Below are 22,801 nucleotides of genomic sequence, written 5' to 3' on the forward strand. Positions count from 1 at the left end.
GCGACCGGGTTTTCGAGTGGGATGTGGTATAATCGATGAGAGATTTTCAATACGATTGGGGATTATAAATTGACGCTAAAGATTGAGCATTTGACCGGCGGATACACGCAAACGCCAGTCATTAGAGATATAAATTTAGAAGTACACGAAGGCGAATTGGTTGGCTTGATTGGGTTAAACGGCGCCGGAAAGTCAACCACCATTAATCACGTAATTGGTTTGTTGCAACCCATGCAAGGAACTATTAGTTTGAATAATATCCAACTAAGGCAGCAACCGGCAGCTTACAAATCACAGTTGGCGTACATTCCCGAGATGCCGGTCTTGTACGACGAGTTAACGCTAAAAGAGCATTTAGAACTTACCATTAAAGCTTATGACCTGGATGAAAAGGCCGCGTGGAAGAATGCCATGGAACTTTTAGAAAAATTCCGTTTGGCAAACAAACTTGAATGGTTTCCTGCAAACTTCTCAAAAGGGATGCGCCAAAAGGTCATGATTGTTTGCGCGTTCATGACTGACGCCCAGCTTTTTGTGATTGACGAACCGTTTTTAGGGTTGGATCCGCTAGCCATTGATGACCTATTAGGAATTATTAACGAAAAGAAAAAACAGGGTGCGGCGGTACTAATGTCTACTCACGTGCTCGATACGGCAGAAAAATACTGTGACCGTTTTGCTTTGCTTAACGAAGGGCAGTTAAAGGCGGTTGGTACACTGGATGACTTCCAAACGCAGTTTAATGCTCCCACAGCTAGTTTGAACGATATTTATTTGTCGATTGCAAAGGGTGAGCGGCATGAATGAATTGTGGCAACAGCGAGCTAAAGCTTACCAATCTGAAATTCTCAAATATTTAAAATACGTATTAAATGATCATTTAGTTTTAGCCCTGTTATTTTTTGGGGGCGGCTTAGGGTTAGCGTACGCTAATTGGCTGAAGACTTTACAGCCTCTGCCAAATTATGGCCTGATTTTAGTGGCAGTAGTTAGTTTTTTACTAACTTTACCTGGTCAGCCAGTGCTATTGTTTAAAAATGCTGATTCCGTATTTTTAATGAGTCAGGAGAAAAATATTTCTGCTTATTTAAGGAAATCTTTACGTCGGACGTTAATTTCAGTTTTAATTCCGGTTGGCATCGGTAGCCTGTTGCTTTTTCCGTTGTTAGCTTTGGCTTACCACCAACTATTCTTGGTGGTGGGAGTTATCCTAACAGTTATATTAGGCAGTTTTACCAACGTATTAATTCGGTATCAAGGCTGTTACTTTGCAGGTCCGCGGTGGGACCGGAAAATCACGTTGCTCATTGACGCGATTATTGTTAGCTTAATCATAAGATTCCCTTTAATAGCCGCAGTGTTAATGTTGGGGTGGTTAGTATTAGAGTGGCAGCGCCTAAACCACCTCATGGAAAGTGGCATTTTCAATTGGCAGGCGGCGATCGATGCGGAACAAAAACGAATGGGACGGTTATACCGCTTCTTCAGCCTATTTACCACCGTGAAAAATTTGCCCGTTAAGGCTAAACGACGTCGCTATGCCGATGGTTTAGTAAAATTTTTGGCAGGAAAATCATCAATGTTTTCTTACCTATACTCAATTATGATTGTCCGGAGCGGTGACCTAGGAAGCTTGATGATTCGGCTCTTAATTGTGGGCATGCTAATTGTGGCGTACAGTGATCAGGAATGGTTGAAACTGATGGTGGGCGCGTTAACCACGTATTTAATCGTGATTCAATTAGTAGACGTTTACCGGCCCGTTCAGGCAAATTCAATGGTGCAAGTGTACCCAGTTGACGCAGAAATGGCACAAAAGGGCTTGTTATCCGTCTTAAAAAGAATCATACTATTAAGCGCGATTTTATTAACGCTGGCCGGCTGCGTGACTAATTGGTCATTCTCATTTTTAGGATGGGCAATCGTAGACCAAGCAATCACGGCTTGGTTGCTAACCCAGTGGTTAGTACCGCGTTATATTAAAAAAATAAACAGATAAAAGAGGTAATTATGCGAGTAAGAAATAAACCATGGGCTCCCAAGTTGATTGCGGAGCACCCTGAAATGGTTGTTGAAAATGGACAGGCTTATAAAGGAAAGTGGCATGAACGTTTTGCTAAGCAACAACCACTCTGGATCGAAGTGGGGACTGGTAAAGGACAGTTTATCATCAACATGGCTAAAAAATATCCCCAATACAATTTTATTGGGATTGAAATTCAAAAGACAGTGGTGGCGATTGCGCTAAAAAACGCCTTAGCAGAAGAACTCCCTAATTTACAATTTTTACATGCGGATGGCGCAGAATTAACCGATTATTTTGCAGATGGTGAAGTAGACCAGCTCTTTTTGAATTTTTCAGATCCATGGCCTAAAACCCGGCACGAAAAACGTCGATTAACCTATAAAAGCTTTTTGAAAGTTTACGAACAAATTTTAGTCGAACACGGTAAATTAGAGTTTAAAACGGACAACCAGGGGCTTTTTGAGTATTCATTGACTAGTCTCAATAATTACGGGATGATTTTTGAAGGAGTCTGGTTAGACTTACACAATAGTCCCGAAAACGAAGACAACGTTGAAACGGAATACGAGCATAAGTTTAGTGAAAAGGGCCAACCAATTTACAAGTTAGTTGCTCATTTTTAGATTAGGCAACTAAACCGGCAGAGACACAAAAATAGCCGAGAAAATTTTTCTCGGCTTGCTTTGGTTATGATTAAGAAATTAACGACGGTAAATGTCGATAATTGTGCCGGTGTAGGCGTCGGCAATGAACTCGTATTGAATTAGTTCGTTATTTTCGTATTTGGTGATGCCGCCGTAATATACGGAGGCCTTTAGACCATGCCGATTAAGGGGAGATGGCTTGGACTCGATCCAAGCGCCTTCAACGGGCCCCTCTTCTTCAAAAGAACGCCGGACACGCGCAAGGGCGGCTTGGGGACGAACTTTACGATGTCCCTTAATCTGAGTTGCCACCAACGTGCCTACGGCGAACGAAGCTAAAGCGGTGATGGTTAGTGCAGTTAACGCAGATGTTTTAGATGACATGAAAACACTTCCTTTTCCCTTAATTCTAACATTAATGGGAATGGTTTGAGAATTAAAAAGTAATATTTAAGGAGAATTGAGATGTTAGTAGCTAGTTATAATCCAAAAACAATGGGAGATATTTTAATTACCATGGTTAACCCTGACGCGGAAAAGCAGGCGGTGGAGCAAAAGGATAACGTAGTGCGGATTTTTGACGCCGATAGTAACGTTACCACCGGATATAATTTCTTAGAAGTTAGCAACGTGTTACCCGAGTTAGATGGCCACGGATCGGTTACCTTAACTGCCGCGCAAGTTACAAAGCTAAATGAACAGTTGCGGCAGGCAGGTTTTGCAGATGAATTGGTTGCTGACGAAAGTCCTAAGTTCGTGGTTGGGTACGTTAAAACGGTTAAGCCGCACCCCGATTCCGATCACCTTCAAATTACCGAAACCGAAGTTGACAATGGCGAAACACTTCAAATTGTTAGCGGCTCGCCGAACATGAAGGCTGATATTAAAGTTGTGGTGGCTAAGGTAGGCGCCATGATGCCAGATGGAATGATTATATGGCCTGGTGAACTGCGCGGTGTTTCTAGTGACGGGATGATTGCTTCCGGACGAGAACTGCACTTAAAAAATGCACCTCAGAAAAAGGGTGCCTTAATTTTACCAGATGATTTTGAAGTAGGAACGGCTTTTGATTTCGCAAAGGGAAATCATATTTTTGACTAATAAGGGAAGGATTTAAATGGTTAAATACGATGGACCGGCTTTTTTTCGCAAAAAAGGCCTCAAAATGGACGACCATTCGGTTAGAAAACCAACGGATTCAGCGAAGAGGTTGAAGTCGGATCATCCATTTACGCCCGCAATTCAGCAAAAATTGGCGCAAACGCAAGCCCCTGACACCGAAGCGAGTGATCTCAAAAGTACAGTTAGGTCTTCAGCACGTTTGGAATCCGATTCGACTAATTCGGTTGATAGTCGACCTGTACGTCGATTCCGGTTGCCAATTAGTAATTACGAATTAACTCGGCGACCTTTACCCAGATTGAATCAAGCCAAGCGCCAACTAACTAGTCGCCAAGAGTTAAACGACCCGGTACTTGATGAATCGGCGGCCAGCGATTCTAACACTACGACTTCGCGCGAGGAGCAAAGTCATTCATTAGCAAGCGCTGCTCCGGGAGCACCGGAAACTAAGCCGGTTACTCAATCGACCGCTCCGTCTGCAGCAATTCCGCCAGCTTCGGCGCAACAATTAGACGAACGTGCAAAAACGGCTAGTGGAACGTCGAAGAGTTTTACTCAGCCGGTGGAAGTACCTAAAAAAGTTACTAACCCAAAGCAAATGGCATGGGAACCCGCTCGTTCGGTTAAAGAACCACAAATTCCAGTAGCGCAAGAAACCACTAAACAAATGCTCGGGTACCATTTTCCGAGTTTAGACCTACTACCGGATCCTGTCGTTCAAAATGGAGATGAAGACCAATGGGTTGCTGACCAAGCGCAGCGGTTGGATGATGCGTTAAACGCCTTTGAAGTTACCGCTAAAGTAGTCAACTGGACGGTGGGGCCAACCGTCACCCAGTTTGAAATTGAACTTGGACGCGGAGTTAAAGTTAACAAAATCACTAATTTAACGGATGATTTAAAGCTGCAATTAGCGGCGCGGGATATTCGAATCGAGGCCCCAATTCCTGGGAAAAATACCGTTGGAATTGAGATTCCTAATCCGCATCCGCGGCCAGTTCCGCTTAGTGAAATTATTAAATCGCCTGTATTTCAAGAAAGTAAATCGCCACTTACGATCGCTCTAGGGGTCGATTTATTTGGTAAACCGCAAGTCTATGATTTACGGAAAATGCCGCACGGATTGATTGCTGGTGCCACTGGTTCTGGTAAAAGTGTGTTCATTAACAGTGTATTGGTATCCTTACTATATAAGGCAACTCCGCAAATGCTGAAGTTGTTGCTGATTGATCCGAAGGCCGTTGAAATGGCACCGTATAACCGGCTGCCGCATTTACTAGCACCGGTCATTTCGGATCCTCAAGCGGCAGCTGCCGCATTGAAGTGGGTTACCAACGAAATGGATCAACGTTACGAACGCTTGGCAGCTGCTGGAGCCCGTAACTTAGAACAATTTAATGAAAAGGCCCGTCGCGCAGGAGACGATGCTAACCAAATGCCATACATTGTGGTGATTATTGATGAATTAGCTGATTTAATGATGGTCTCGGCAGCTGAAGTGCAAGATTACATCGTGCGGATCACCCAGAAAGCACGGGCAGCGGGAATTCATTTGCTGATTGCTACCCAACGACCTAGCGTGGACGTGGTCACGGGGTTGATTAAAAACAACATTCCAACCCGGGTGGCGTTCATGGTTTCTAGTCAAGTAGATTCACGAACCATCTTGGATCAAAGTGGAGCGGAACGGTTACTTGGACGAGGAGACATGCTGTTCCTTGGTAACGGAAAGAGCAATCCGGTGCGTTTACAAGGAGCATTTATTAGTGACGCAATTGATGATATTGCTGATTTTGTTCGTGAACAGGCGGCGCCGCATTACGCATTCAACCCAACCGAACTGAAGGAAAAGAGTGCGGAGCTAAATAGCACGGACGAGTTGATGGATGACGTCCTTGAATACATTGCTCAAGAAGACACCATTTCAACTTCAAAATTACAACGGGTTTTCTCAATTGGATATAACCGGGCGGCAACGATCATTGACCAGTTAGAGGAATCAGGTTATATTTCGGCATCACGGGGTTCTAAGCCTCGCGAAGTTTTTTATCACCCAGAAGAAAATGATGATTAATATTGTGGTAAACTGAAAACAATTTATTATGGGAGTGGTAAAGGTGGATAAAGATACAATTTATTATTTTATTGGGATTAAAGGGTCCGGAATGAGCTCTTTAGCATTAATTTTACATGACGAAGGTTATCAAGTTGAGGGCTCTGACGTAGACGGCTACGTTTTTACCCAAGACGGTCTTGCTGCAGCAGGCATTAAGGTATTACCTTTCAACCCGGATAACTTACGTGAAGGTTTGACGGTGATTGCGGGAAACGCCTTTACTGATGACCATCCTGAAATAAAACGCGCTCACGAAATGGGCTTAAAGGTCGTTCGTTATCATGAATTTTTAGGACAATTATTAGCCGCATACACCAGTATTGGAGTGGCGGGGACTCATGGAAAAACCAGCACCACTGGTTTATTGGCTCACGTGCTTGGCGGAGTAGACAAGACTAGTTACTTAATTGGCGATGGTACTGGTAAAGGGGTTCCCGATGCCCGGTTTTTCGTGTTTGAAGCTGACGAATATCGTCGCCACTTCATCGCATACCATCCGGACTATATGATCATGACTAACGTTGATTTTGACCACCCCGACTACTATAAAGATTTGGCCGACGTTGAAAGTGCCTTCCAACAAGCAGCTAGTCAAGTTAAAAAGGGACTCTTTGCTTGGGGAGAAGATGCAAGCTTACGGAAATTACACGCTGATGTTCCGGTTTATTACTATGGAACTGCAGACAATGATGATTTTCAGGCGAAAAACATTGTTCGGACCACGACCGGATCAGAATTCGACGTGGAACACCGCGGTGAACCAATTGGACATTTTAAAATCAACCTTTTTGGCGAGCACAACGTTCTCAATACGTTAGCCGTAATTGCAGTAGCTTACTTTGAAAAGATTGATTTGGCACTAGTCCAAAAGGAATTACTATCGTACCAAGGAGTTAAACGCCGTTTTTCGAAATCTACGGTAGGTGATAACATCTTGATTGATGATTATGCTCACCACCCATCAGAAATTAAAGCGACCCTAGATGCGGCACGGCAAGAATTCCCAGATAAGAAAATTGTTGCAGTATTTCAGCCACATACTTATACCCGGACAGCCGCGCTGCTAGACGGCTTTGCTAAGAGCTTGAGCCTTGCCGATCAAGTTGTTTTGACCGAGATTTTTGGTTCAGTTCGTGAAGCAAACGGGAAAGTTTCGTCACAAGATTTGGCTAATTTAATTGGTCATGACACAAAGATTATCCATGAAGACGACCTATCTGCGTTAGCAGACCAACACAATGCGGTGCTAGTTTTCATGGGTGCTGGCGACATTTTAAAATACGAAGATGCTTATAAAGCCCTGGTTAAGGAAAAGTAAAAATTTGACCTTTCTTGACTTTGATTGATAGCCTTTTAATTGCTTTCCTGTTACAATATGGGAAAGATTTAAATGGGGGGATCAATTTGGATCAACAACCAAGAGTAATAAATAATACAATCGGCTTAAACCGATTTTTAACTAAAATGTACGGTTGGATGGCGGCCGCGGTTGCTTTTTCTGGAATCATTGCTTATTTAGGCGCTACAGTATGGCGCCCAGCGGTGATGACCTTTCTAAGCCAAGGGCGGATGGGAATCTGGCTGATTTTCATTGCGCTATTTCTTTTCATGATTTTTGGGCAGAAGACGGCGCTACAAAATCCAACGGTTAGTTTCTTAATGTTGTTTGCGTTCTCGGGATTCTTTGGAATCACGCTTTCAAGCGTGTTTATGCTCTTCAGCATTGGAACGATTGCGGGAGCGTTCTTCTCGGCAGCTGCCGTGTTCGTCGTGATGAGCGTGATCGGATTAACCACTAAACGCGATTTATCGCGGTTGGGGACGCATTTACTGGCTGCTTTAATCGCTATGGTGGTCGTTTCGGTGATTAACCTATTCTTCTTGCACAGCAGCGCAGTAACGTTCTTCTTTTCCTTGATTGGAATTGTAATTTTTGCTGGTTTGTCAATGTTTGATACGGCATCGATGAAGAATCTTTACTTGAGCTATGGCGACCGGGTTTCTGAAACGGGACTTGCCATTCAAGGAGCATTTAGTTTATACCTCGATTTCATTAACCTATTCCAGTACTTCTTAACCATTTTTGGTTGGAGTCGAGATTAATCAAAAATTTAATTTTCATTTAGAACCGAAGGTCAATCTTATTCACGTTGGCCTTCGGTTTTTGGTATGATTAAGGGAGATAGAAAACGGAGGAAGCTATGGCAAAAGATAAGTTATTGTTAATTGATGGGAACAGTATTGCATTTCGTTCTTTTTTCGCGTTGCATAATTCGCTAGAAAAGTTCAAGAATCCGGATGGACTGCACACTAACGCAATTTTTGGGTTCAATAAAATGTTGGACAGCATTTTAAAACAATACCAGCCCACGGCGGCATTGGTTGCTTTTGATGCTGGAAAAACGACTTTTCGGACGGAAATGTACGATGATTATAAGGGAGGTCGCTCAAAAACTCCGCCAGAGTTATCAGAGCAGATGCCTTATATCAAACAGTTGCTGACCGGATACGGTATCAAAACTTATGAATTACCTAATTATGAAGCTGACGACATTATCGGTACCCTATCGTTAGCAGCGGAACGTGACAATTACGAAGTGGTGGTGGTTACCGGAGACCGAGATTTAACGCAATTAAGTAGTGCAGAAACTACCGTTGCGGTAACTAAAAAAGGGGTTAGCGAGGTCGAAGAGTATACACCGCGCCACGTCAAAGAAAAGCTGGGTATCACTCCTGAGCAAATTATTGACTTAAAAGGTCTGGCAGGTGACACTTCCGATAATTATCCCGGGGTAACTAAGGTCGGTGAAAAGACCGCCCTCAAGTTATTGAAGCAATTTGGGACAATTGAGAATCTTTACGACAATTTGGATGATTTGAAACCAAGCAAAATGAAGGAACACTTGATTGAGGATCGGGATGCAGCCTTCACTTCGAAGACGTTGGCAACCATTAAGCGGGACGCTCCCGTAGAAATCGGATTGGCGGATTTAAAGTATGACGGAAAAAACATCACCTTTTTACAAGAGTTCTATCAAAAGATGAAGTTCCGGACTTTCTTAGCGGCGTTACAGCAAAATAAACCAACGGAAGAAAAGGTAAGTGAAAAATTAGCGTATCACGTATTAACGAAGGATACGTTACCGGACTTTACCAAATGGGGGAAAGAAATTAACTTCTATTTGGAAATGCCAGAGAAAAATTATCACCTATCTGAATTTTGCGGATTCGCAATTGGAACTGATAAAGAGCTTTGGGTAAGCGACGACGTTGAATTATTACGAGAACCCGCGTTATCTGAAATATTAGCGAACCAAAAGGTGGTCGTAAACGTCTTTGATGGGAAGCGTACTTACGTAGGATTACATCGACTAGGCGTGACCTTAAATAGCATTAACTACGATATTTTATTACAGTCCTACCTGTTAGATACCAACGATAATTCTAACGATTTGGGGCAACTTGCTCACGAACATGACATTGAAGACATTAAAACCGATGCAGAAGTTTACGGTACCGGAGCTAAACGGTCGGTGCCCGCAAAAGACGTTTTACTAGAGCACCTCGCCCACAAAATTGACGTAATTGGTGAACTAGGGCGGCGTTTGCAAGAAGAGTTGATTAACAACCAACAGGCCGATTTATATTGGAAAATTGAACTACCATTATCGATTGTGCTGGCAAAGATGGAAATTAGTGGGATTAAGGTTGACCGCGAGCGTTTAGGGGCTATGCAAAGCGAATTGACCGAACGGCTTAGTGAACTGGAAAGCCAGATTCATCAAGAGGCTGGGGAAGAGTTTAACATTAACTCGCCTAAACAATTGGGACACATTTTATTTGAAAAACTAGAATTTCCAGTAATTAAAAAGACCAAGACCGGATATTCGACAGCGGTGAACGTCTTAGAGAAATTGCGTGGCTACTCGCCAATTATTGATCACATTTTAGATTACCGAACGATCGCTAAAATTAAATCGACGTACGTGGACGGTTTGTTGAAGGTGATTCATTCTACGGATCAAAAGGTGCACACTACCTACCAACAAACCTTGACACAAACTGGGCGGTTGTCATCAACGGACCCGAATTTACAAAATATTCCAATTCGGATTGAAGAAGGCAAGAAGATTCGACAAGCCTTTGTTCCGTCACACGAAGGTTGGCATATTTTATCTTCTGATTATTCGCAAATTGAATTGCGCGTGTTAGCACACATTACGGGCGATCATCATTTACAAGAAGCGTTTAAGAAGGACGAAGATATTCACTCCAGTACCGCGGTGCGAATTTTTGGTTTGAAGGATGCTAGTGAAGTGACTCCTAACATTCGGCGCCAAGCCAAGGCGGTTAACTTCGGGATTGTCTATGGAATTAGTGATTACGGGCTTTCCCAAAATATTGGAATTTCTCGTAAGGATGCCAAACGGTTCATCGACACTTACTTTAAAGAATATCCGGGAGTAAAAAAATATGTAGATGGTTCGGTAGAAACTGCGCGCGAGAAGGGTTATGTAGAAACGATTGCCCACCGGCGCCGGTACTTACCTGACATCCACGCTTCGAACTTTAGCGTTCGGTCATTTGCAGAACGAACTGCGATGAACACCCCTATTCAAGGTAGTGCGGCCGACATTATTAAAATTGCAATGATTAACATGCAAAACGAGTTAGAAAAACGGCAGTTGAAAACCAGAATGTTGTTACAGGTGCACGATGAATTGATTTTTGAAGTACCTGATGAGGAAATGAGCGTTATTAAAGAATTAGTTCCTAAAGTGATGGATTCCGCAATTAAATTGGATGTTCCGTTAAAAGTAGAAACTTCATGGGGAAATAATTGGTACGACGCTAAATAACGGAGGAATGAATAAATGCCTGAGTTACCTGAAGTAGAAACGGTACGACGCGGATTGGTCGGTCTGGTAGAGGGTCGCACAATTCAACGGGTGGTGGTGCGATATCCTAAAATGGTCACCCCTGAAGCGGACCAGTTCGCGGCAGAATTAAAAAATAAAACAATTGAAACAATTCGCCGGCGAGGAAAGTACTTGATTTTTGATTTCAGTAATCAGCTTTCAATGGTTTCCCACCTCCGAATGGAAGGAAAGTATGCGGTGGTAGACCGCGACCAACCTTACAACAAACACGACCACGTTATTTTTGAATTAGATGATGGACAGGATTTACGCTATAATGACACCCGAAAATTTGGTCGAATGGTTTTAACCCCCACGGGGCAAGAAATGCAAGTCGGGGGATTGAAGACGATCGGACCCGAACCAACGCCAGAAACGCTGACGTTAGACTACCTTACGAAGGCCCTTCGAAGTCGTAAACGGGTGATGAAAAGCTTTCTTCTAGACCAGTCGTTAATTGCGGGATTGGGCAATATTTACGCAGATGAAGTTTTATGGCTAAGTAAAATTCATCCGCAGCGCCGGTCTAATTCACTTACCGATGCCGAAATTAAATTATTACGGGAAAGTATTTTTGCCGAATTAAACGAAGCCATTGCGGCAAAAGGAACCACCGTGTTTTCTTATTTAGATGCTACTGGACATGCCGGCAGTTTCCAAAACCAGCTGCACGTCTACCATCGCCAAGGATTACCGTGTCCACGCTGCCAAACTCCCATCGAACAAATTAAGGTAGCTCAGCGCAGTACTCATTTTTGCCCGCATTGCCAAGTTTTAACGCCAGAAAATGACTAAGATCCTTGGACTAACAGGTGGAATTGCGATGGGAAAGTCCACCATTAGTAATTTTTTGAGAGATAAAGGAATTCCAATTGTGGACGCTGACGAAATTGCCCACGCAGTTTTGGAATTTAAAGCGGTTAAGGTACAATTAGTTAAGGCATTTGGGACCCCAATTTTAAATGAACAAAAACAAGTTGACCGTAAGCAATTAGGTAAAATAGTTTTTGGGGAGTCAAAAAAACTAGGGGAGTTAAATCAAATTGTCCAACCCGTAATTCGCCAAGAGATCATCCGCCAGTTAAAAAGTTTTACGACGGAGCCCGTGGTCGTTTTAGATGCACCAGTTTTGTTTGAACAAGGATACGAGACTTTAGTCGATTGTATTATGGTGGTTTCAACAACTCCAGCAGAACAGCTCCGACGACTGATGGAACGGGATCATTTGACTCGTGAGGATGCTCAAAAACGAATTGACGCTCAGATGCCGATTGGAATTAAACAAAAAAAAGCGGATGTAACCATCGATAGTAGTGGTAGTATTGAAGCCACACAAAAGCAAGTGATAGAATGGCTTGTTAAACAAAATTTACTCCAGACATCCGGAAAGACCGGCGAGGTGAAATAATATGAAATGCCCACATTGTGGTAATAATGGCTCGAGAGTAGTAGACAGTCGACCAACTGATGAAGGCCGCGTAATTCGTCGTCGGCGTGAATGTGAAGACTGTGGTTTTCGTTTTACAACTTTTGAACGGGTGGAAGCCACCCCGTTATTAGTGATTAAGAAAAACGGTTCGCGGGAAGAATTTGATCGCGATAAGATTCTTAAAGGGATTGTCCGGGCAGCAGAAAAGCGACCGGTAAAAATGGAACAAATGACTGATATTGTGGACAAGGTTGAAAATAAAATTCGTTCATTGGGAGAAAGCGAAGTTTCTAGTCAAGTGATTGGAGAATACGTAATGAATATTCTCGTTGATTTAGATGAGATCGCTTATATTCGGTTTGCCAGCGTATACCGGCAATTTAAGGACATGAACGTTTTCTTGAACGAACTCCAGGATATGGTCAAAAAAGATGAAGAAGAAAAGGATCATAAGTAATGACGGAACCAATGGGTAACTTAGCACCAAACGATTCGTTTATTGTGAATACTGATCGACAAATGACCGACTACGAAAGTCGGGCATTAACGGCGCTGTATCGTCCGTTATTATCTTCGGATGCGTACAGTTTAGCAATGACGCTTTGGGAACTAAATGAAGAAGCGACGGTTTTAAATGAACAGTTTACCCATACAATATTACTGAATTGGCTGGGAATTGATTTACCAGCTATTATGGAAGCGCGAGGCCGGTTAGAAGCCTTGGGTTTGCTAAAAACTTTTCGTAAACAAGTTGATAATCGGGCGTTATTTTTGTACGTTTTGCAAGCACCAGCTGACCCGATTACCTTTTTCAAAGACGACACGCTAAGCGCATTGTTGCTTGGTGCGGTTGGTGAAAATGAATTTGAACGGTTAAGCCGGCGGTTAATTAAACGCCAGGTTGAGCACGCCGATTTTTATGATATCTCTAAAAATTTAGGCGACTATTTCCAAATTGGCAGCAGCGTGGTCGACAAGCCAAGGCCAATCTCTGCCGTGCAAAAGCAAATTCAGCCGGACGAGCCACAAACGGATTCAGAAACGCTCAATAATAATTTTGACTTTAACTTACTTACTCAAATGCTTAGCACTAGCTTTGTGGATCGTCAAAGCCTAGAAGAAAACCGCCACCTCATTATGGTGGAACAAACTATTTACGGAATTACGGAAAGTGAAATGGCGGAACTGATTAAGTCGGCCACTAATTTTCAAGATAATCGGATTGATAGCCGAACTTTGAAAACTCGGATCGCCCAAAAATACGCCAATGCTAATCAGCAAGGCGCGAAGAAAACGGCTAGTTCAGCGGTTATGCCAACATCGCCTACAAAGCTCAATTTAGAAGGGCTCACGGCCGAGGAGCAAACGGTGATTAAGTCAACGTATGCATTAGCTCCGGTAGACTTTATTGATCAGATTAAGCAAGAAACCGGGGGCTTTACCACCACGGCGGAAAAACGGGTAATTACCGGCATAGTGGAAACGGGTCAACTGCCGGTTAGCGTCGTTAATTTTTTGATTTTCTATGTCTTGGTTGATCAGGGCCGGGCGACGCTGAATAAAAATTTAGTTGAGGCAATCGCCAACGAGTGGATTAAAAATGGCGTAAAAACTCCGCAAAAGGCGTTAGAATTTGTGCGTGAACGCCAGGCTAAAAAGCAAAAACAAGCTACCAAGTCGTATGGAAGACGTAAGCCGGTCGTTCAGCGCGAAACCCTACCAGATTGGGCCAAAAAGGATGCTAAAACTACAACAAACAATGCTAATGATTCTCAAGCGGTGCCGACTACTGCAGAAATTAATGCAAAACTGAAAAAATTACGTGAACGGCGAAAGGAGGAGTAATAAATGGAAAATATTCGCGAAGCAATTGAGGGATTGATGAATAAACGGAAACTCGACCAACGTTTCCAGTCGGTGATGAAAAATGTTTATCAGGATCCCGAAGTTGTGGCCTTTTGCCAAACACACCAAGCGGAGTTAACTACGGAAGCTTTGGAGCGGGGAGCGGCCAAACTATACGAATTTGTTAACGAACGCAGGAAGATTGCGCGGCACGAGCCCTCCTTTTTGCCGGGTTACGAGCCCCAGTTAGTACTCAGCAATCACCTAATTGATATTGAGTACGTGCCTACTAAAGAAATGACAATGAGACGCCAGGCGGCCCAGCGGCAAGCGCTGGTGAAGTCAATTAGTATGCCAAAGATGATTCGGCGGGCTGATTTTAGTGATTACTACCAAGAGCCTGACCGGAATATTGCTTTAAGTAAGACGATGGATTTTGTGGCCGCTTATGATCAGGCACCGGACCAATTTCACCGAGGCTTATACTTAACCGGTAGCTTTGGGGTAGGAAAAACCTACTTGATGGGTGCAATGGCTAATGAATTAGCCAAACATAATTACTCGACAACCATCGTTCATTTTCCTAGTTTAGCGGTGGAATTAAAAAACACGATTGGGGATTCTAAAGAAATTCAAAGCAAGCTTGACGCGGTCAAGCAGGCGCCAATTTTAGTGATTGACGACATTGGTGCAGATAGTATTTCTGCATGGGTACGGGATGATATTTTAGGCGTAATCTTGGAATATCGCATGCAAGAAGAGTTACCAACGTTCTTCACCTCTAACTTTTCAATGGAGCAACTAGAAAAGGAACACTTAACGGTCAACCAACGCGGGGAGGCCGAGCCTTTAAAGGCCAAACGGTTAATGGAACGGATCAAATTTTTAAGTGAAGAGGTTACTTTAATCGGAAAAAATCATCGACAGGGTTGACAAGCAATTTTGAATGGATATAATGAAGTTGTAAATCAGAGTCAAACATGTAGTTTTTAACCTCAGGGAGCCGCGCCATGGACTGTAAGCAAAGCAACTAAAAACTTCCCACTTGACTAGAGACTGATCGAAATATCAGTTCGGGTTGCCACCGTTATCGGTTTAATTAAGTGGTGGATTACGTTCTAGTAGTCTGCAACGAGGGTGGAACCGCGTGAAATAACGTCTAACACGTCCCTGGTATGAAAATACCAGGGATTTTTTTATACTATTTTTTGTAAAGGGAGCGTGTAATTATGGCAGAGATTAAGATTGAATTTCCAGATGGCAGTGTAAAACCTTTTGGTGCTGGTGTCACCGTACTTGAAATTGCGAAGTCAATTGGTACAAGTTTGGCAAAAAACGCCGTTGCTGGAAAAGTTAATGATGAATTGGTTAATTTGGACCAACCACTTGACCAAGATGGAAAGGTTGAGATCATTACCAAGGATTCCGAAGATGGACAATTGGTAAACTGGAATTCAGCAGCTTTAGTATTGACAAGTGCAATCAAGAGTATTTATCCGGAAATCCGGATTGGGGAAATTGGTAACATCGAACACGGTTTTTATGCTGACACCGATAAGGAAGGTCAACAAATTTCGGTCGACGAACTCCCCGCTATTGAAGATAAAATGAAAGATATGATTCAAGCAAAGGTTGCTTTGAGTCATGAAATGTTAAGCGTTGAAGATGCTTTAGCTAAGGTTGATAGCGATCCTTACCAAGCTAAGCTAGTTAAGAAAAACGCTAAAGACGGCAAGGTTAACGTATACGACGTTGATGGCAGCTTAATTGTCAGTGACTGTGTTGCATTACCAGATGCTTCGGGATTGAAAGCCATCAAATTGCTATCCGTTGCGGGTGCTTATTGGGAAGGTAAGTCAAGTAATCCAATGTTACAACGGATTTACGGTACTTCGTTCTTCAACCAAAAAGACTTGGATGCTGAATTGGCACGCCAAAAGGAAGCTCGTGAACGTGACCATCGGGTAATTGGTAACGACCTCGACCTCTTCTTTGTTGATCCAGAAGTGGGCGCTGGATTACCATACTGGATGCCAAACGGGGCAACCATCCGTCGGACAATCGAACGTTACATCATCGACAAGGAAGTCCAACATGGTTACCAGCACGTATACACACCAGTATTAATGAACCTTGACGCGTACAAGACTTCTGGTCACTGGCAACACTATCGGGAAGATATGTTCCCACCAATGGACATGGGTGACGGCGAAATGCTTGAATTGCGGCCAATGAACTGCCCATCCCATATTCAAGTTTATAAGCACCACATCCGTTCGTATCGTGAATTACCATTACGGATTGCTGAACTTGGAATGATGCACCGTTACGAAAAATCTGGTGCCCTTTCTGGTTTGCAACGGGTACGTGAAATGACGTTGAACGATGGTCACACTTTCGTTGCGCCTGATCAAATTCAAGAAGAATTCAAGAAAGTTCTACAATTGATGGTTGAAGTTTATCGCGACTTTGACATTACGGATTACACATTCCGGCTTAGTTACCGTGATCCTGAAAATACTGAAAAGTACTTTGACGATGATGAGATGTGGAACCACTCACAATCAATGCTTAAAGCTGCGATGGATGACCTTGGTTTAGATTACGTTGAAGCAGAAGGCGAAGCTGCTTTCTACGGTCCAAAGCTTGACGTACAAACAAAGACGGCACTTGGTAACGAAGAAACTCTATCAACAATCCAATTAGACTTCATGTTGCCAAAACAATTCGACTTACATTACGTCGGAGCAGATGGTGAAGAACACCGCCCAGTTATGATTCACCGTGGGTTAGTTTCAACTATGGAACGCTTCACGGCTTACCTAATTGAAATGTACAAGGGTGCCTTCCCAACTTGGTTAGCACCAAAACAAGTAACGATTATCCCAGTTAAGGATGACTTGCATGGTGAATACGCAGATAAGTTGCGTGAACAAATGGCTGACCAAGACATCCGAGTTGAAGTTGACCACCGCAACGAAAAGATGGGTTACAAGATCCGTGAAGCACAAACCCAAAAGATTCCATACATCTTAGTAGTTGGGGACAACGAAATGGATTCTAACGCGGTTAGTGTTCGTCGCTATGGTGAAGACGACTCACAAACTGTTTCAGTAGATCAATTTATGCAAGATATTAAAGCTGACATTGATAGCTACAGTCGCAAAAATTAAAAACTTTTAGCTTTCGGGAGCTATGTAAATCCAGGTGGGTTTACATAGCTCTTTTTAGTTGCCCAAATGGCTTTGAAAGATCGATTTACGGCTAAGCAAGGAAAGGCGTTTCATGTATAATTGAAGGAAAGGAACTTCTTAAGCACGAAAGAAGGATTCAAATGCTAAATTTAACCTTACTAATGATTGAACGGGTGGGCCTGATTATTATTTTGGCCTTTTTTCTCGTTAATTTTCCGCCGTTTCGAAAATTACTCTTTCGACAGGACGGCGCCGCTAAATTTCAGTTGATAATCATCTTTGCTTTCTTTACGATTACGGCTAATTTGATTGGGATTGAGCTTTCGCCTGACAACTCTATCCACTTTAATCCGTTATTATTACGAATTCCAGCAGGCTATTCGGTGGCTAACATCCGTATTTTAACGGTTACCGTTTCTGGAATCATTGGCGGACCAATGGTTGGTGGGGTTGTCGGCGCAGTTGCTGGAGTTCATCGTGTTTTACAAGAATCCTTAACTAACGACGCACTTTTTTATATTCCAAGTTCAATTTTGATTGGAATTTTATCGGGATGGTTTTCTAATCAAAAGCAGCATCGGTTTGCGACTATGAAGCCGTGGCACGGTTTTTTGATTGGATTATTGATGGAAACCATCCAGATGACTTTTATCCTAATTTTTAGTCCCACGGGTTGGCGATTGGTAAGGTATATCGCGATTCCCATGATTACGGTCAGCGCACTAGGGACTTCGGTGTTTTTATCAATCGTTGCATTATATTTTCGTCAAGAAGTGGATGTACAAGCAACCCAAACTCGTTCAGTGCTCCAGTTAGCATTAAAAACGTTACCGGCATTTCGCCAGGGACTTAATTACAAATCGGCCCAAGAAGTTGCCAATTTAATGCTTAAGTACACTAATTTTGATGCAATCGGAATTACGGATAAGCAAAAAATCCTCGCCTTCGTCGGGGCGGGGAGCGACCATCACATTGCCGGGCAACCGATTCGAACCGATCTGTCTTTGAAGGCGATTCAATCCGGAGAGGTACAAATTGCCAATAATTTTCACGAAATTAATTGTTCAGAGCCCAAATGCCCGCTCCATTCGGCAATTGTGGTCCCGTTGTTTATTAAAGAACAGATTATTGGCAGCTTAAAAGTTTACTATAAAGAACAGTGGCGATTAAGCCCGGTAGAAATTCAATTAGGGATGGGGCTCGGAGAAATCTTGGCCATGCAGATTATGCTGGGTGATATGGAAAGGCAGACTGAGCTAGTTAAGGACGCAGAAATTAAATCGTTGCATGCCCAAGTGAACCCGCACTTCTTCTTTAACGCAATCAATACAATTGTCGCGGTGATGCGCCAAGACAGTGAAAAGGCACGGGAGTTGTTGATTCAATTAAGTACCTATTTCCGGGCTAACTTGATGGGGAGCCGGGAGGTGGTAATTCCATTATCACAAGAATTTAAACACGTAAGAGCATATTTATCTTTGGAACAGGCTCGTTTTCCAGGAAGGTACCGGGTGCTGTTCAGCAACGCGGTGTCCGAAAATGCCCTAGTCCCACCGTTTACAATCCAAATTTTAGTGGAAAATGCGGTTCGCCACGCTTTTAATCCCAAAATGAAGGATCAACAGATTAAGGTAGGGGTTAGTCAAGTTGCCAACGCGTTAAAAATCGTGGTTGCGGATAACGGGCACGGAATTGACCCCCATATTTTAAAACAGTTAGGACACCAGGTGGTTGATTCTCAAAGTGGTAGTGGAACGGCTTTACAAAATTTAACCGCCCGGTTTGCGGGACTTTACGGTGAGGCAGCAAATTTAGATATTCAATCAAGCTCTGAAGGAACGACAATCACCGTGAAAATACCATTTCAAGAAGGGAAGCAAAAGTGATGAAAGTATTGATTGTTGACGATGAGCCATTAGCTCGCCAAGAATTAAATTACTTATTGGAGGAAAACCCCATCGTTGACCAGGTTGCGGAAGCTGATGGAGTGGTGGAGGCCGACCAGTATGTAGCAAATGAACATCCCGATTTGGTATTTTTGGATATTAAGCTTGAAGATGGTAATGGAATGGCTTTGGCGAAAAAATGGAAGAAAATGGCGGTTTCACCATACGTGATCTTTGCCACGGCGTACGACCAATATGCTTTAGATGCGTTTAGTTCTGAGGCAGTGGACTACGTACTCAAACCCTTTGAGCAAAGTCGCATTAATGAAGCGCTTGACCGAATCAAAAAATTATTGGATCGGCAGCAACGCGATACCGCCAATTACCAGCAAAAATATCTTAATCCGCGACTGTCAATTACTAATGAAGAACGAACGATCGTGATTAAGAAAAATAACATCATTTATTTAGAAGCGCAGGGGGGTACGGTAATTATTCACGTGGCCAATTTACCATTAGTTACCAGCAAGCAGCCTCTCCGAAAACTATTGGCAGAATTGGATCCGCAAAAGTTTTTGCAAGTACATCGTAGTTACGTGGTTAACCTTGATTCAGTTTTTGAATTACAACCAAGTTTCAACCATACCTACCAATTGACGTTATCGAATGGAATTAAGATTCCGGTGAGCCGTTCGTACGTTAACGAAACCAAACGCCACTTAGGGATGAAGTGAGTAATAATTCGGGTGATTTAGTTGATGGAAATTAAAGTTATTCCATAAAGTTTTAGTTATCTTAATTTTTAAAAAGTGATCACAACTCTAGGTTAAATTGCTTAGAGAAGTGGTCACTTTTTACGTTGGAATTGTTAAGGGCATTTCATCTCGGGTAGTTGGTATTCTATCCAGAATTAGGGTCAATTGATTGTGAAAACGGTTACAAATCGATCAAAATCACTTAGAATTAATGGTGAGCAAGGGAAGAAAAGCCCTTGAATCAAGTGTTTTAAGGAGGAATTCTGATGAAAAAAGATCAAGAGAAAAAGAAGACGCCAATCCTTGTTCAAATGGCGATTTTTGCGGCGATTTTATTCGTTTCGCAAATCATTTCTCAGCTATTTCCCGCAAACATTGTGGTTCCCACTCCGTTAATTGGTATGATTATTTTATATATTTTATTGGCGACCCACATTGTTAAACTCGAACAAGTTGAAAAATTTGGTGACTTTATGATTGGCTTAATTGCTTTCTTATTCGTTCCATCGGGAATTCAATTAGCCGGTAGTTTGGATTTAATGAAAAGGGAAGGGCTCCAGGATATTATCGTGGTGGTCATTTCGACAATTATTCTCCTGGTCGTAATTGCATACGTAGGAGCATTTTTCATTCGAATTCACCAAAAAATTACGAGAAAAAAGGGGGACGATGAATAATGGATGCAGCTTTAGCAACACCGTTTACCGGAATTTTTATTTCTTTAGTAGTTTATCTAATTGGAATGTGGCTTTTTAAAGTTAGCAAAGGCTTCTTCCTATTTACCCCGTTATTAGTTGGAATGGTTTTAGGAATTGTAATCTTAGTTCTTTGGGGAAAGGGAATTGGTTCCACAACTGTCGCAGTTTATAAAAAGTACTATTTACCAGGCGGCAACATGATTTTTTGGTTTTTAAACCCGGCTACCGTGGCATTTGCGATTCCGCTATATCGACGGAACGATATTTTTAAGAAGTACTGGGTAGATGTATTCCTAACCTTGTTCGTCGGTGGTTTTATTTCCCTATTTGGTATTCACATGGTCTCCAAACTAATGGGGCTCTCCCGAGTTTCGATTGCGGCAATGCTGCCTCAAGCAGCAACTACCGCAATTGCCATGCCGATTGCAAAGGGAATCGGCGGGGATCCGGCAATTACGGCGATGGTCTGCATTATCAACGCCGTAATTATCTACGCGTTGGCCGAATTCTTAATTAAAATCTTTAAGCTCAAAAATATCTCTAAAGTGGGAACTGGATTAGGACTGGGAGTTTCCGGACACACCGTTGGTTCAGCCAAAGCGGTTCAATTAGGCTCAATTGAAGGTGCAATGGCATCCGTAGCGGTTGTAATCGTTTCACTAGCGATGGACATTCTAGTTCCAATCTACGTAAACCTCTTTATGTAAAAATAATTTTTTAGTTTAGTTGACAGAGACTGATTATTTTGGTATCTTAGTAAACGTTGAGAAAAAGCAGAGGCCACCGCTTCTCGCCTTGTAACTTAGAAGTTGCTGGGCTAAAGAACGTTGAATGGATGTTGAAGATCCAAAAAAAGCGGGTGGCGTGTGCCATCCGCTTTTCTGCATTCTCGATAATTTTCCTGGAGGTGAAGAACCATAGCAAAAGATACAATGGTAAATGAAACCATTCGGGCTCGTGAAGTCCGCTTGATTGGTGTTAATGGTGATCAATTAGGGGTTAAGTCAAAAGCAGAAGCAATCCAAATTGCTGAAGAAGCTAATCTTGACGTTGTCGTAGTTTCCCCAAAGGCAAAACCACCAGTAGCCAAGATTATGGATTATGGGAAATATCGTTTCGAGCAACAAAAGAAAAAACGTGAAGCTCGTAAAAAGCAAAAGACTGTCAGCATTAAAGAAATCCGTTTGAGTCCGACAATTGATACAAACGACTTTAACACTAAACTTAAGAACGCTAAGAAGTTCTTAGGCAAAGGAGATAAAGTTCGGGTATCAATTCGTTTTAAGGGTCGGGCAATTACCCATAAAGACATTGGTCGTAAAGTACTTGAACGGATGGCTGAGGAGACTTCTGACATCGCTCGGATCGAAGCTCGTCCAAAGATGGACGGTCGGAGCATGTTCTTGGTATTGGCTCCTAATGCTGATAAATAATTTAAATTTCTGGAGGAACAGATTATGCCTAAAATGAAGACAAACCGCGCTGCTGCAAAGCGTTTTAAGAAAACTGCTAATGGCGGTCTAAAGAGTGCAAATGCTTTTACAAGTCACCGTTTCCATGGAAAGACTAAGAAGCAACGTCGTCAATTACGTGGTACAGACATGATGGACAGTACTAACGTAAAACGTTATAAGAAGTTACTTTCAAACATCAAGTAATTAAATTAAACAGAAAAGTAAATGACCTGCGGGTGATTTAAGGAGGAATTATTATGCCACGAGTAAAGGGTGGAACAGTAACACGTCGCCGTCGTAAGCGCGTATTAAAACTTGCTAAAGGATATCGCGGAGCAAAACATATTCAATTTAAGGTTGCTAAAGACCAAGTAATGAAGTCTGGTTTGTACGCATTCCGTGACCGTCGTAACCGTAAGGGCGAATTCCGTCGTCTTTGGATTGCACGGATCAACGCTGCTGCAAGAATGAACGGTTTGAGCTACAGCAAGTTAATGCACGGTCTTAAGGAAGCTGGTATCGACATGAACCGTAAGATGCTTGCTGACCTTGCCGTAAACGATGCTGACGCATTTAAGGCTTTGGCTGAAGAAGCTAAAAAAGCTCTTTAATTAGATACTTAATTAAGTGACTACTAAAAAGGATCGTCCGCTCCATGGTGAGCGCGGTCCTTTTTATTTTGAAGTGAGTCAATTTGGATGAAAATGTGCCAA

22 protein-coding genes and 1 other annotated feature are annotated in these 22,801 nt (G+C 42.7%); of the genes, 21 read left to right on the plus strand and 1 reads right to left on the minus strand.

Going from position 1 to position 22,801, the window contains the following annotated elements:
• Nucleotides 1–69 precede the first annotated feature (69 nt).
• The 3 genes from NL111_RS03985 to trmB are packed head-to-tail and all read left to right on the plus strand — an operon-like array spanning nt 70 to nt 2,649.
• Nucleotides 70–807 (plus strand): ABC transporter ATP-binding protein, encoded by a 738-nt coding sequence (locus tag NL111_RS03985; RefSeq protein WP_004165265.1) that lies wholly within the window; start codon nt 70–72, stop codon nt 805–807.
• Entirely contained in the window at nt 800–1,999 is a 1,200-nt protein-coding gene (locus NL111_RS03990; protein ID WP_285110525.1) for an ABC transporter permease, read from the plus strand. The genes NL111_RS03985 and NL111_RS03990 overlap by 8 nt, the downstream gene beginning before the upstream one ends.
• 11 nt (nt 2,000–2,010) lie before the next feature.
• Complete coding sequence (gene trmB, locus NL111_RS03995; protein WP_002831357.1) at nt 2,011–2,649, plus strand: tRNA (guanosine(46)-N7)-methyltransferase TrmB; 639 nt, start codon at nt 2,011–2,013, stop codon at nt 2,647–2,649.
• Between the two features lie 78 nt (nt 2,650–2,727).
• Here trmB and NL111_RS04000 read toward each other — a convergent pair whose 3' ends face one another.
• Nucleotides 2,728–3,054 (minus strand): PepSY domain-containing protein, encoded by a 327-nt coding sequence (locus NL111_RS04000; RefSeq protein ID WP_002831359.1) that lies wholly within the window; start codon nt 3,052–3,054, stop codon nt 2,728–2,730.
• A gap of 81 nt (nt 3,055–3,135) precedes the next feature.
• Between NL111_RS04000 and ytpR the strand changes: the two genes are divergently transcribed.
• From ytpR to rplT, 18 genes are all read left to right on the plus strand, one after another.
• Nucleotides 3,136–3,771, plus strand: coding sequence for a YtpR family tRNA-binding protein (ytpR, locus tag NL111_RS04005; RefSeq protein ID WP_058121355.1), 636 nt, complete (start codon nt 3,136–3,138; stop codon nt 3,769–3,771).
• A gap of 16 nt (nt 3,772–3,787) precedes the next feature.
• Complete coding sequence (locus tag NL111_RS04010) at nt 3,788–5,866, plus strand: DNA translocase FtsK (protein WP_285110526.1); 2,079 nt, start codon at nt 3,788–3,790, stop codon at nt 5,864–5,866.
• Nucleotides 5,867–5,909: 43 nt separating this feature from the next.
• Nucleotides 5,910–7,226 (plus strand): UDP-N-acetylmuramate--L-alanine ligase, encoded by a 1,317-nt coding sequence (gene murC / locus NL111_RS04015; protein ID WP_162891421.1) that lies wholly within the window; start codon nt 5,910–5,912, stop codon nt 7,224–7,226.
• Nucleotides 7,227–7,240: 14 nt separating this feature from the next.
• Nucleotides 7,241–8,011 carry a Bax inhibitor-1/YccA family protein gene (locus tag NL111_RS04020; RefSeq protein WP_002831365.1) on the plus strand — a complete coding sequence of 257 codons (771 nt, stop codon included), beginning with the start codon at nt 7,241–7,243 and terminating at the stop codon, nt 8,009–8,011.
• A 98-nt stretch (nt 8,012–8,109) separates the two neighbouring features.
• The gene (gene polA / locus NL111_RS04025; RefSeq protein ID WP_285110527.1) at nt 8,110–10,767 is read left to right on the plus strand and encodes a DNA polymerase I; all 2,658 of its coding nucleotides are present in this window, start codon (nt 8,110–8,112) and stop codon (nt 10,765–10,767) included.
• Between the two features lie 15 nt (nt 10,768–10,782).
• Nucleotides 10,783–11,622 (plus strand): bifunctional DNA-formamidopyrimidine glycosylase/DNA-(apurinic or apyrimidinic site) lyase, encoded by an 840-nt coding sequence (mutM, locus tag NL111_RS04030; RefSeq protein WP_002831369.1) that lies wholly within the window; start codon nt 10,783–10,785, stop codon nt 11,620–11,622.
• Complete coding sequence (gene coaE / locus NL111_RS04035; RefSeq protein WP_098040462.1) at nt 11,615–12,235, plus strand: dephospho-CoA kinase; 621 nt, start codon at nt 11,615–11,617, stop codon at nt 12,233–12,235. The genes mutM and coaE overlap by 8 nt, the downstream gene beginning before the upstream one ends.
• Before the next feature lies 1 nt (nt 12,236).
• Entirely contained in the window at nt 12,237–12,713 is a 477-nt protein-coding gene (gene nrdR / locus NL111_RS04040; RefSeq protein ID WP_002831371.1) for a transcriptional regulator NrdR, read from the plus strand.
• Nucleotides 12,713–14,101, plus strand: a complete 1,389-nt coding sequence (locus NL111_RS04045; RefSeq protein ID WP_159207973.1) for a replication initiation and membrane attachment family protein — start codon at nt 12,713–12,715, stop codon at nt 14,099–14,101. The genes nrdR and NL111_RS04045 overlap by 1 nt, the downstream gene beginning before the upstream one ends.
• A 3-nt stretch (nt 14,102–14,104) precedes the next feature.
• A complete protein-coding gene (gene dnaI / locus NL111_RS04050; RefSeq protein WP_159207971.1) occupies nt 14,105–15,034 on the plus strand; it encodes a primosomal protein DnaI in 930 nt (309 codons plus the stop codon).
• Between the two features lie 296 nt (nt 15,035–15,330).
• Nucleotides 15,331–17,274: a threonine--tRNA ligase gene (gene thrS / locus NL111_RS04055; RefSeq protein WP_004165255.1), complete on the plus strand. Its 1,944-nt coding sequence runs from the start codon at nt 15,331–15,333 to the stop codon at nt 17,272–17,274.
• Nucleotides 17,275–17,435: 161 nt separating this feature from the next.
• On the plus strand, nt 17,436–19,181 hold the full coding sequence (locus NL111_RS04060) for a LytS/YhcK type 5TM receptor domain-containing protein (protein ID WP_004165254.1): 1,746 nt from the start codon (nt 17,436–17,438) through the stop codon (nt 19,179–19,181).
• Nucleotides 19,181–19,915, plus strand: a complete 735-nt coding sequence (locus tag NL111_RS04065) for a LytR/AlgR family response regulator transcription factor (RefSeq protein ID WP_285110528.1) — start codon at nt 19,181–19,183, stop codon at nt 19,913–19,915. Before NL111_RS04060 ends, NL111_RS04065 begins: the two co-directional genes overlap by 1 nt.
• Nucleotides 19,916–20,202: 287 nt before the next feature.
• On the plus strand, nt 20,203–20,613 hold the full coding sequence (locus NL111_RS04070; RefSeq protein WP_063504270.1) for a CidA/LrgA family protein: 411 nt from the start codon (nt 20,203–20,205) through the stop codon (nt 20,611–20,613).
• Complete coding sequence (locus tag NL111_RS04075; RefSeq protein ID WP_002831378.1) at nt 20,613–21,341, plus strand: LrgB family protein; 729 nt, start codon at nt 20,613–20,615, stop codon at nt 21,339–21,341. Before NL111_RS04070 ends, NL111_RS04075 begins: the two co-directional genes overlap by 1 nt.
• A gap of 58 nt (nt 21,342–21,399) precedes the next feature.
• Nucleotides 21,400–21,525: a sequence feature (ribosomal protein L20 leader region), on the plus strand.
• A 41-nt stretch (nt 21,526–21,566) separates the two neighbouring features.
• Nucleotides 21,567–22,067: a translation initiation factor IF-3 gene (gene infC / locus NL111_RS04080; protein WP_002831380.1), complete on the plus strand. Its 501-nt coding sequence runs from the start codon at nt 21,567–21,569 to the stop codon at nt 22,065–22,067.
• 24 nt (nt 22,068–22,091) lie between these two features.
• Nucleotides 22,092–22,292 carry a 50S ribosomal protein L35 gene (gene rpmI, locus NL111_RS04085; protein WP_002831382.1) on the plus strand — a complete coding sequence of 67 codons (201 nt, stop codon included), beginning with the start codon at nt 22,092–22,094 and terminating at the stop codon, nt 22,290–22,292.
• Nucleotides 22,293–22,345: 53 nt separating this feature from the next.
• Nucleotides 22,346–22,699: a 50S ribosomal protein L20 gene (gene rplT / locus NL111_RS04090; protein WP_002831385.1), complete on the plus strand. Its 354-nt coding sequence runs from the start codon at nt 22,346–22,348 to the stop codon at nt 22,697–22,699.
• The last annotated feature ends 102 nt before the right edge of the window (nt 22,700–22,801 follow it).

This window comes from Pediococcus sp. AC40 (genome assembly GCF_030252485.1).
Classification (GTDB): Bacteria; Bacillota; Bacilli; order Lactobacillales; family Lactobacillaceae; genus Pediococcus; species Pediococcus acidilactici.

What these genes read in the sequence shown, in the direction of transcription:
- NL111_RS04010 (WP_285110526.1), top strand. Translation starts at nt 3,788, where the DNA reads ATGGTTAAATACGATGGACCGGCTTTTTTTCGCAAAAAAGGCCTCAAA.
- mutM (WP_002831369.1), top strand. Translation starts at nt 10,783, where the DNA reads ATGCCTGAGTTACCTGAAGTAGAAACGGTACGACGCGGATTGGTCGGT.
- NL111_RS04060 (WP_004165254.1), top strand. Translation starts at nt 17,436, where the DNA reads ATGCTAAATTTAACCTTACTAATGATTGAACGGGTGGGCCTGATTATT.
- coaE (WP_098040462.1), top strand. Translation starts at nt 11,615, where the DNA reads ATGACTAAGATCCTTGGACTAACAGGTGGAATTGCGATGGGAAAGTCC.
- NL111_RS04045 (WP_159207973.1), top strand. Translation starts at nt 12,713, where the DNA reads ATGACGGAACCAATGGGTAACTTAGCACCAAACGATTCGTTTATTGTG.
- trmB (WP_002831357.1), top strand. Translation starts at nt 2,011, where the DNA reads ATGCGAGTAAGAAATAAACCATGGGCTCCCAAGTTGATTGCGGAGCAC.
- NL111_RS04065 (WP_285110528.1), top strand. Translation starts at nt 19,181, where the DNA reads ATGAAAGTATTGATTGTTGACGATGAGCCATTAGCTCGCCAAGAATTA.
- dnaI (WP_159207971.1), top strand. Translation starts at nt 14,105, where the DNA reads ATGGAAAATATTCGCGAAGCAATTGAGGGATTGATGAATAAACGGAAA.
- polA (WP_285110527.1), top strand. Translation starts at nt 8,110, where the DNA reads ATGGCAAAAGATAAGTTATTGTTAATTGATGGGAACAGTATTGCATTT.
- rplT (WP_002831385.1), top strand. Translation starts at nt 22,346, where the DNA reads ATGCCACGAGTAAAGGGTGGAACAGTAACACGTCGCCGTCGTAAGCGC.
- rpmI (WP_002831382.1), top strand. Translation starts at nt 22,092, where the DNA reads ATGCCTAAAATGAAGACAAACCGCGCTGCTGCAAAGCGTTTTAAGAAA.
- NL111_RS04075 (WP_002831378.1), top strand. Translation starts at nt 20,613, where the DNA reads ATGGATGCAGCTTTAGCAACACCGTTTACCGGAATTTTTATTTCTTTA.
- NL111_RS03990 (WP_285110525.1), top strand. Translation starts at nt 800, where the DNA reads ATGAATGAATTGTGGCAACAGCGAGCTAAAGCTTACCAATCTGAAATT.
- infC (WP_002831380.1), top strand. Translation starts at nt 21,567, where the DNA reads ATGGTAAATGAAACCATTCGGGCTCGTGAAGTCCGCTTGATTGGTGTT.
- nrdR (WP_002831371.1), top strand. Translation starts at nt 12,237, where the DNA reads ATGAAATGCCCACATTGTGGTAATAATGGCTCGAGAGTAGTAGACAGT.
- thrS (WP_004165255.1), top strand. Translation starts at nt 15,331, where the DNA reads ATGGCAGAGATTAAGATTGAATTTCCAGATGGCAGTGTAAAACCTTTT.
- NL111_RS04000 (WP_002831359.1), bottom strand. Translation starts at nt 3,054, where the DNA reads ATGTCATCTAAAACATCTGCGTTAACTGCACTAACCATCACCGCTTTA.
- NL111_RS04070 (WP_063504270.1), top strand. Translation starts at nt 20,203, where the DNA reads ATGAAAAAAGATCAAGAGAAAAAGAAGACGCCAATCCTTGTTCAAATG.
- ytpR (WP_058121355.1), top strand. Translation starts at nt 3,136, where the DNA reads ATGTTAGTAGCTAGTTATAATCCAAAAACAATGGGAGATATTTTAATT.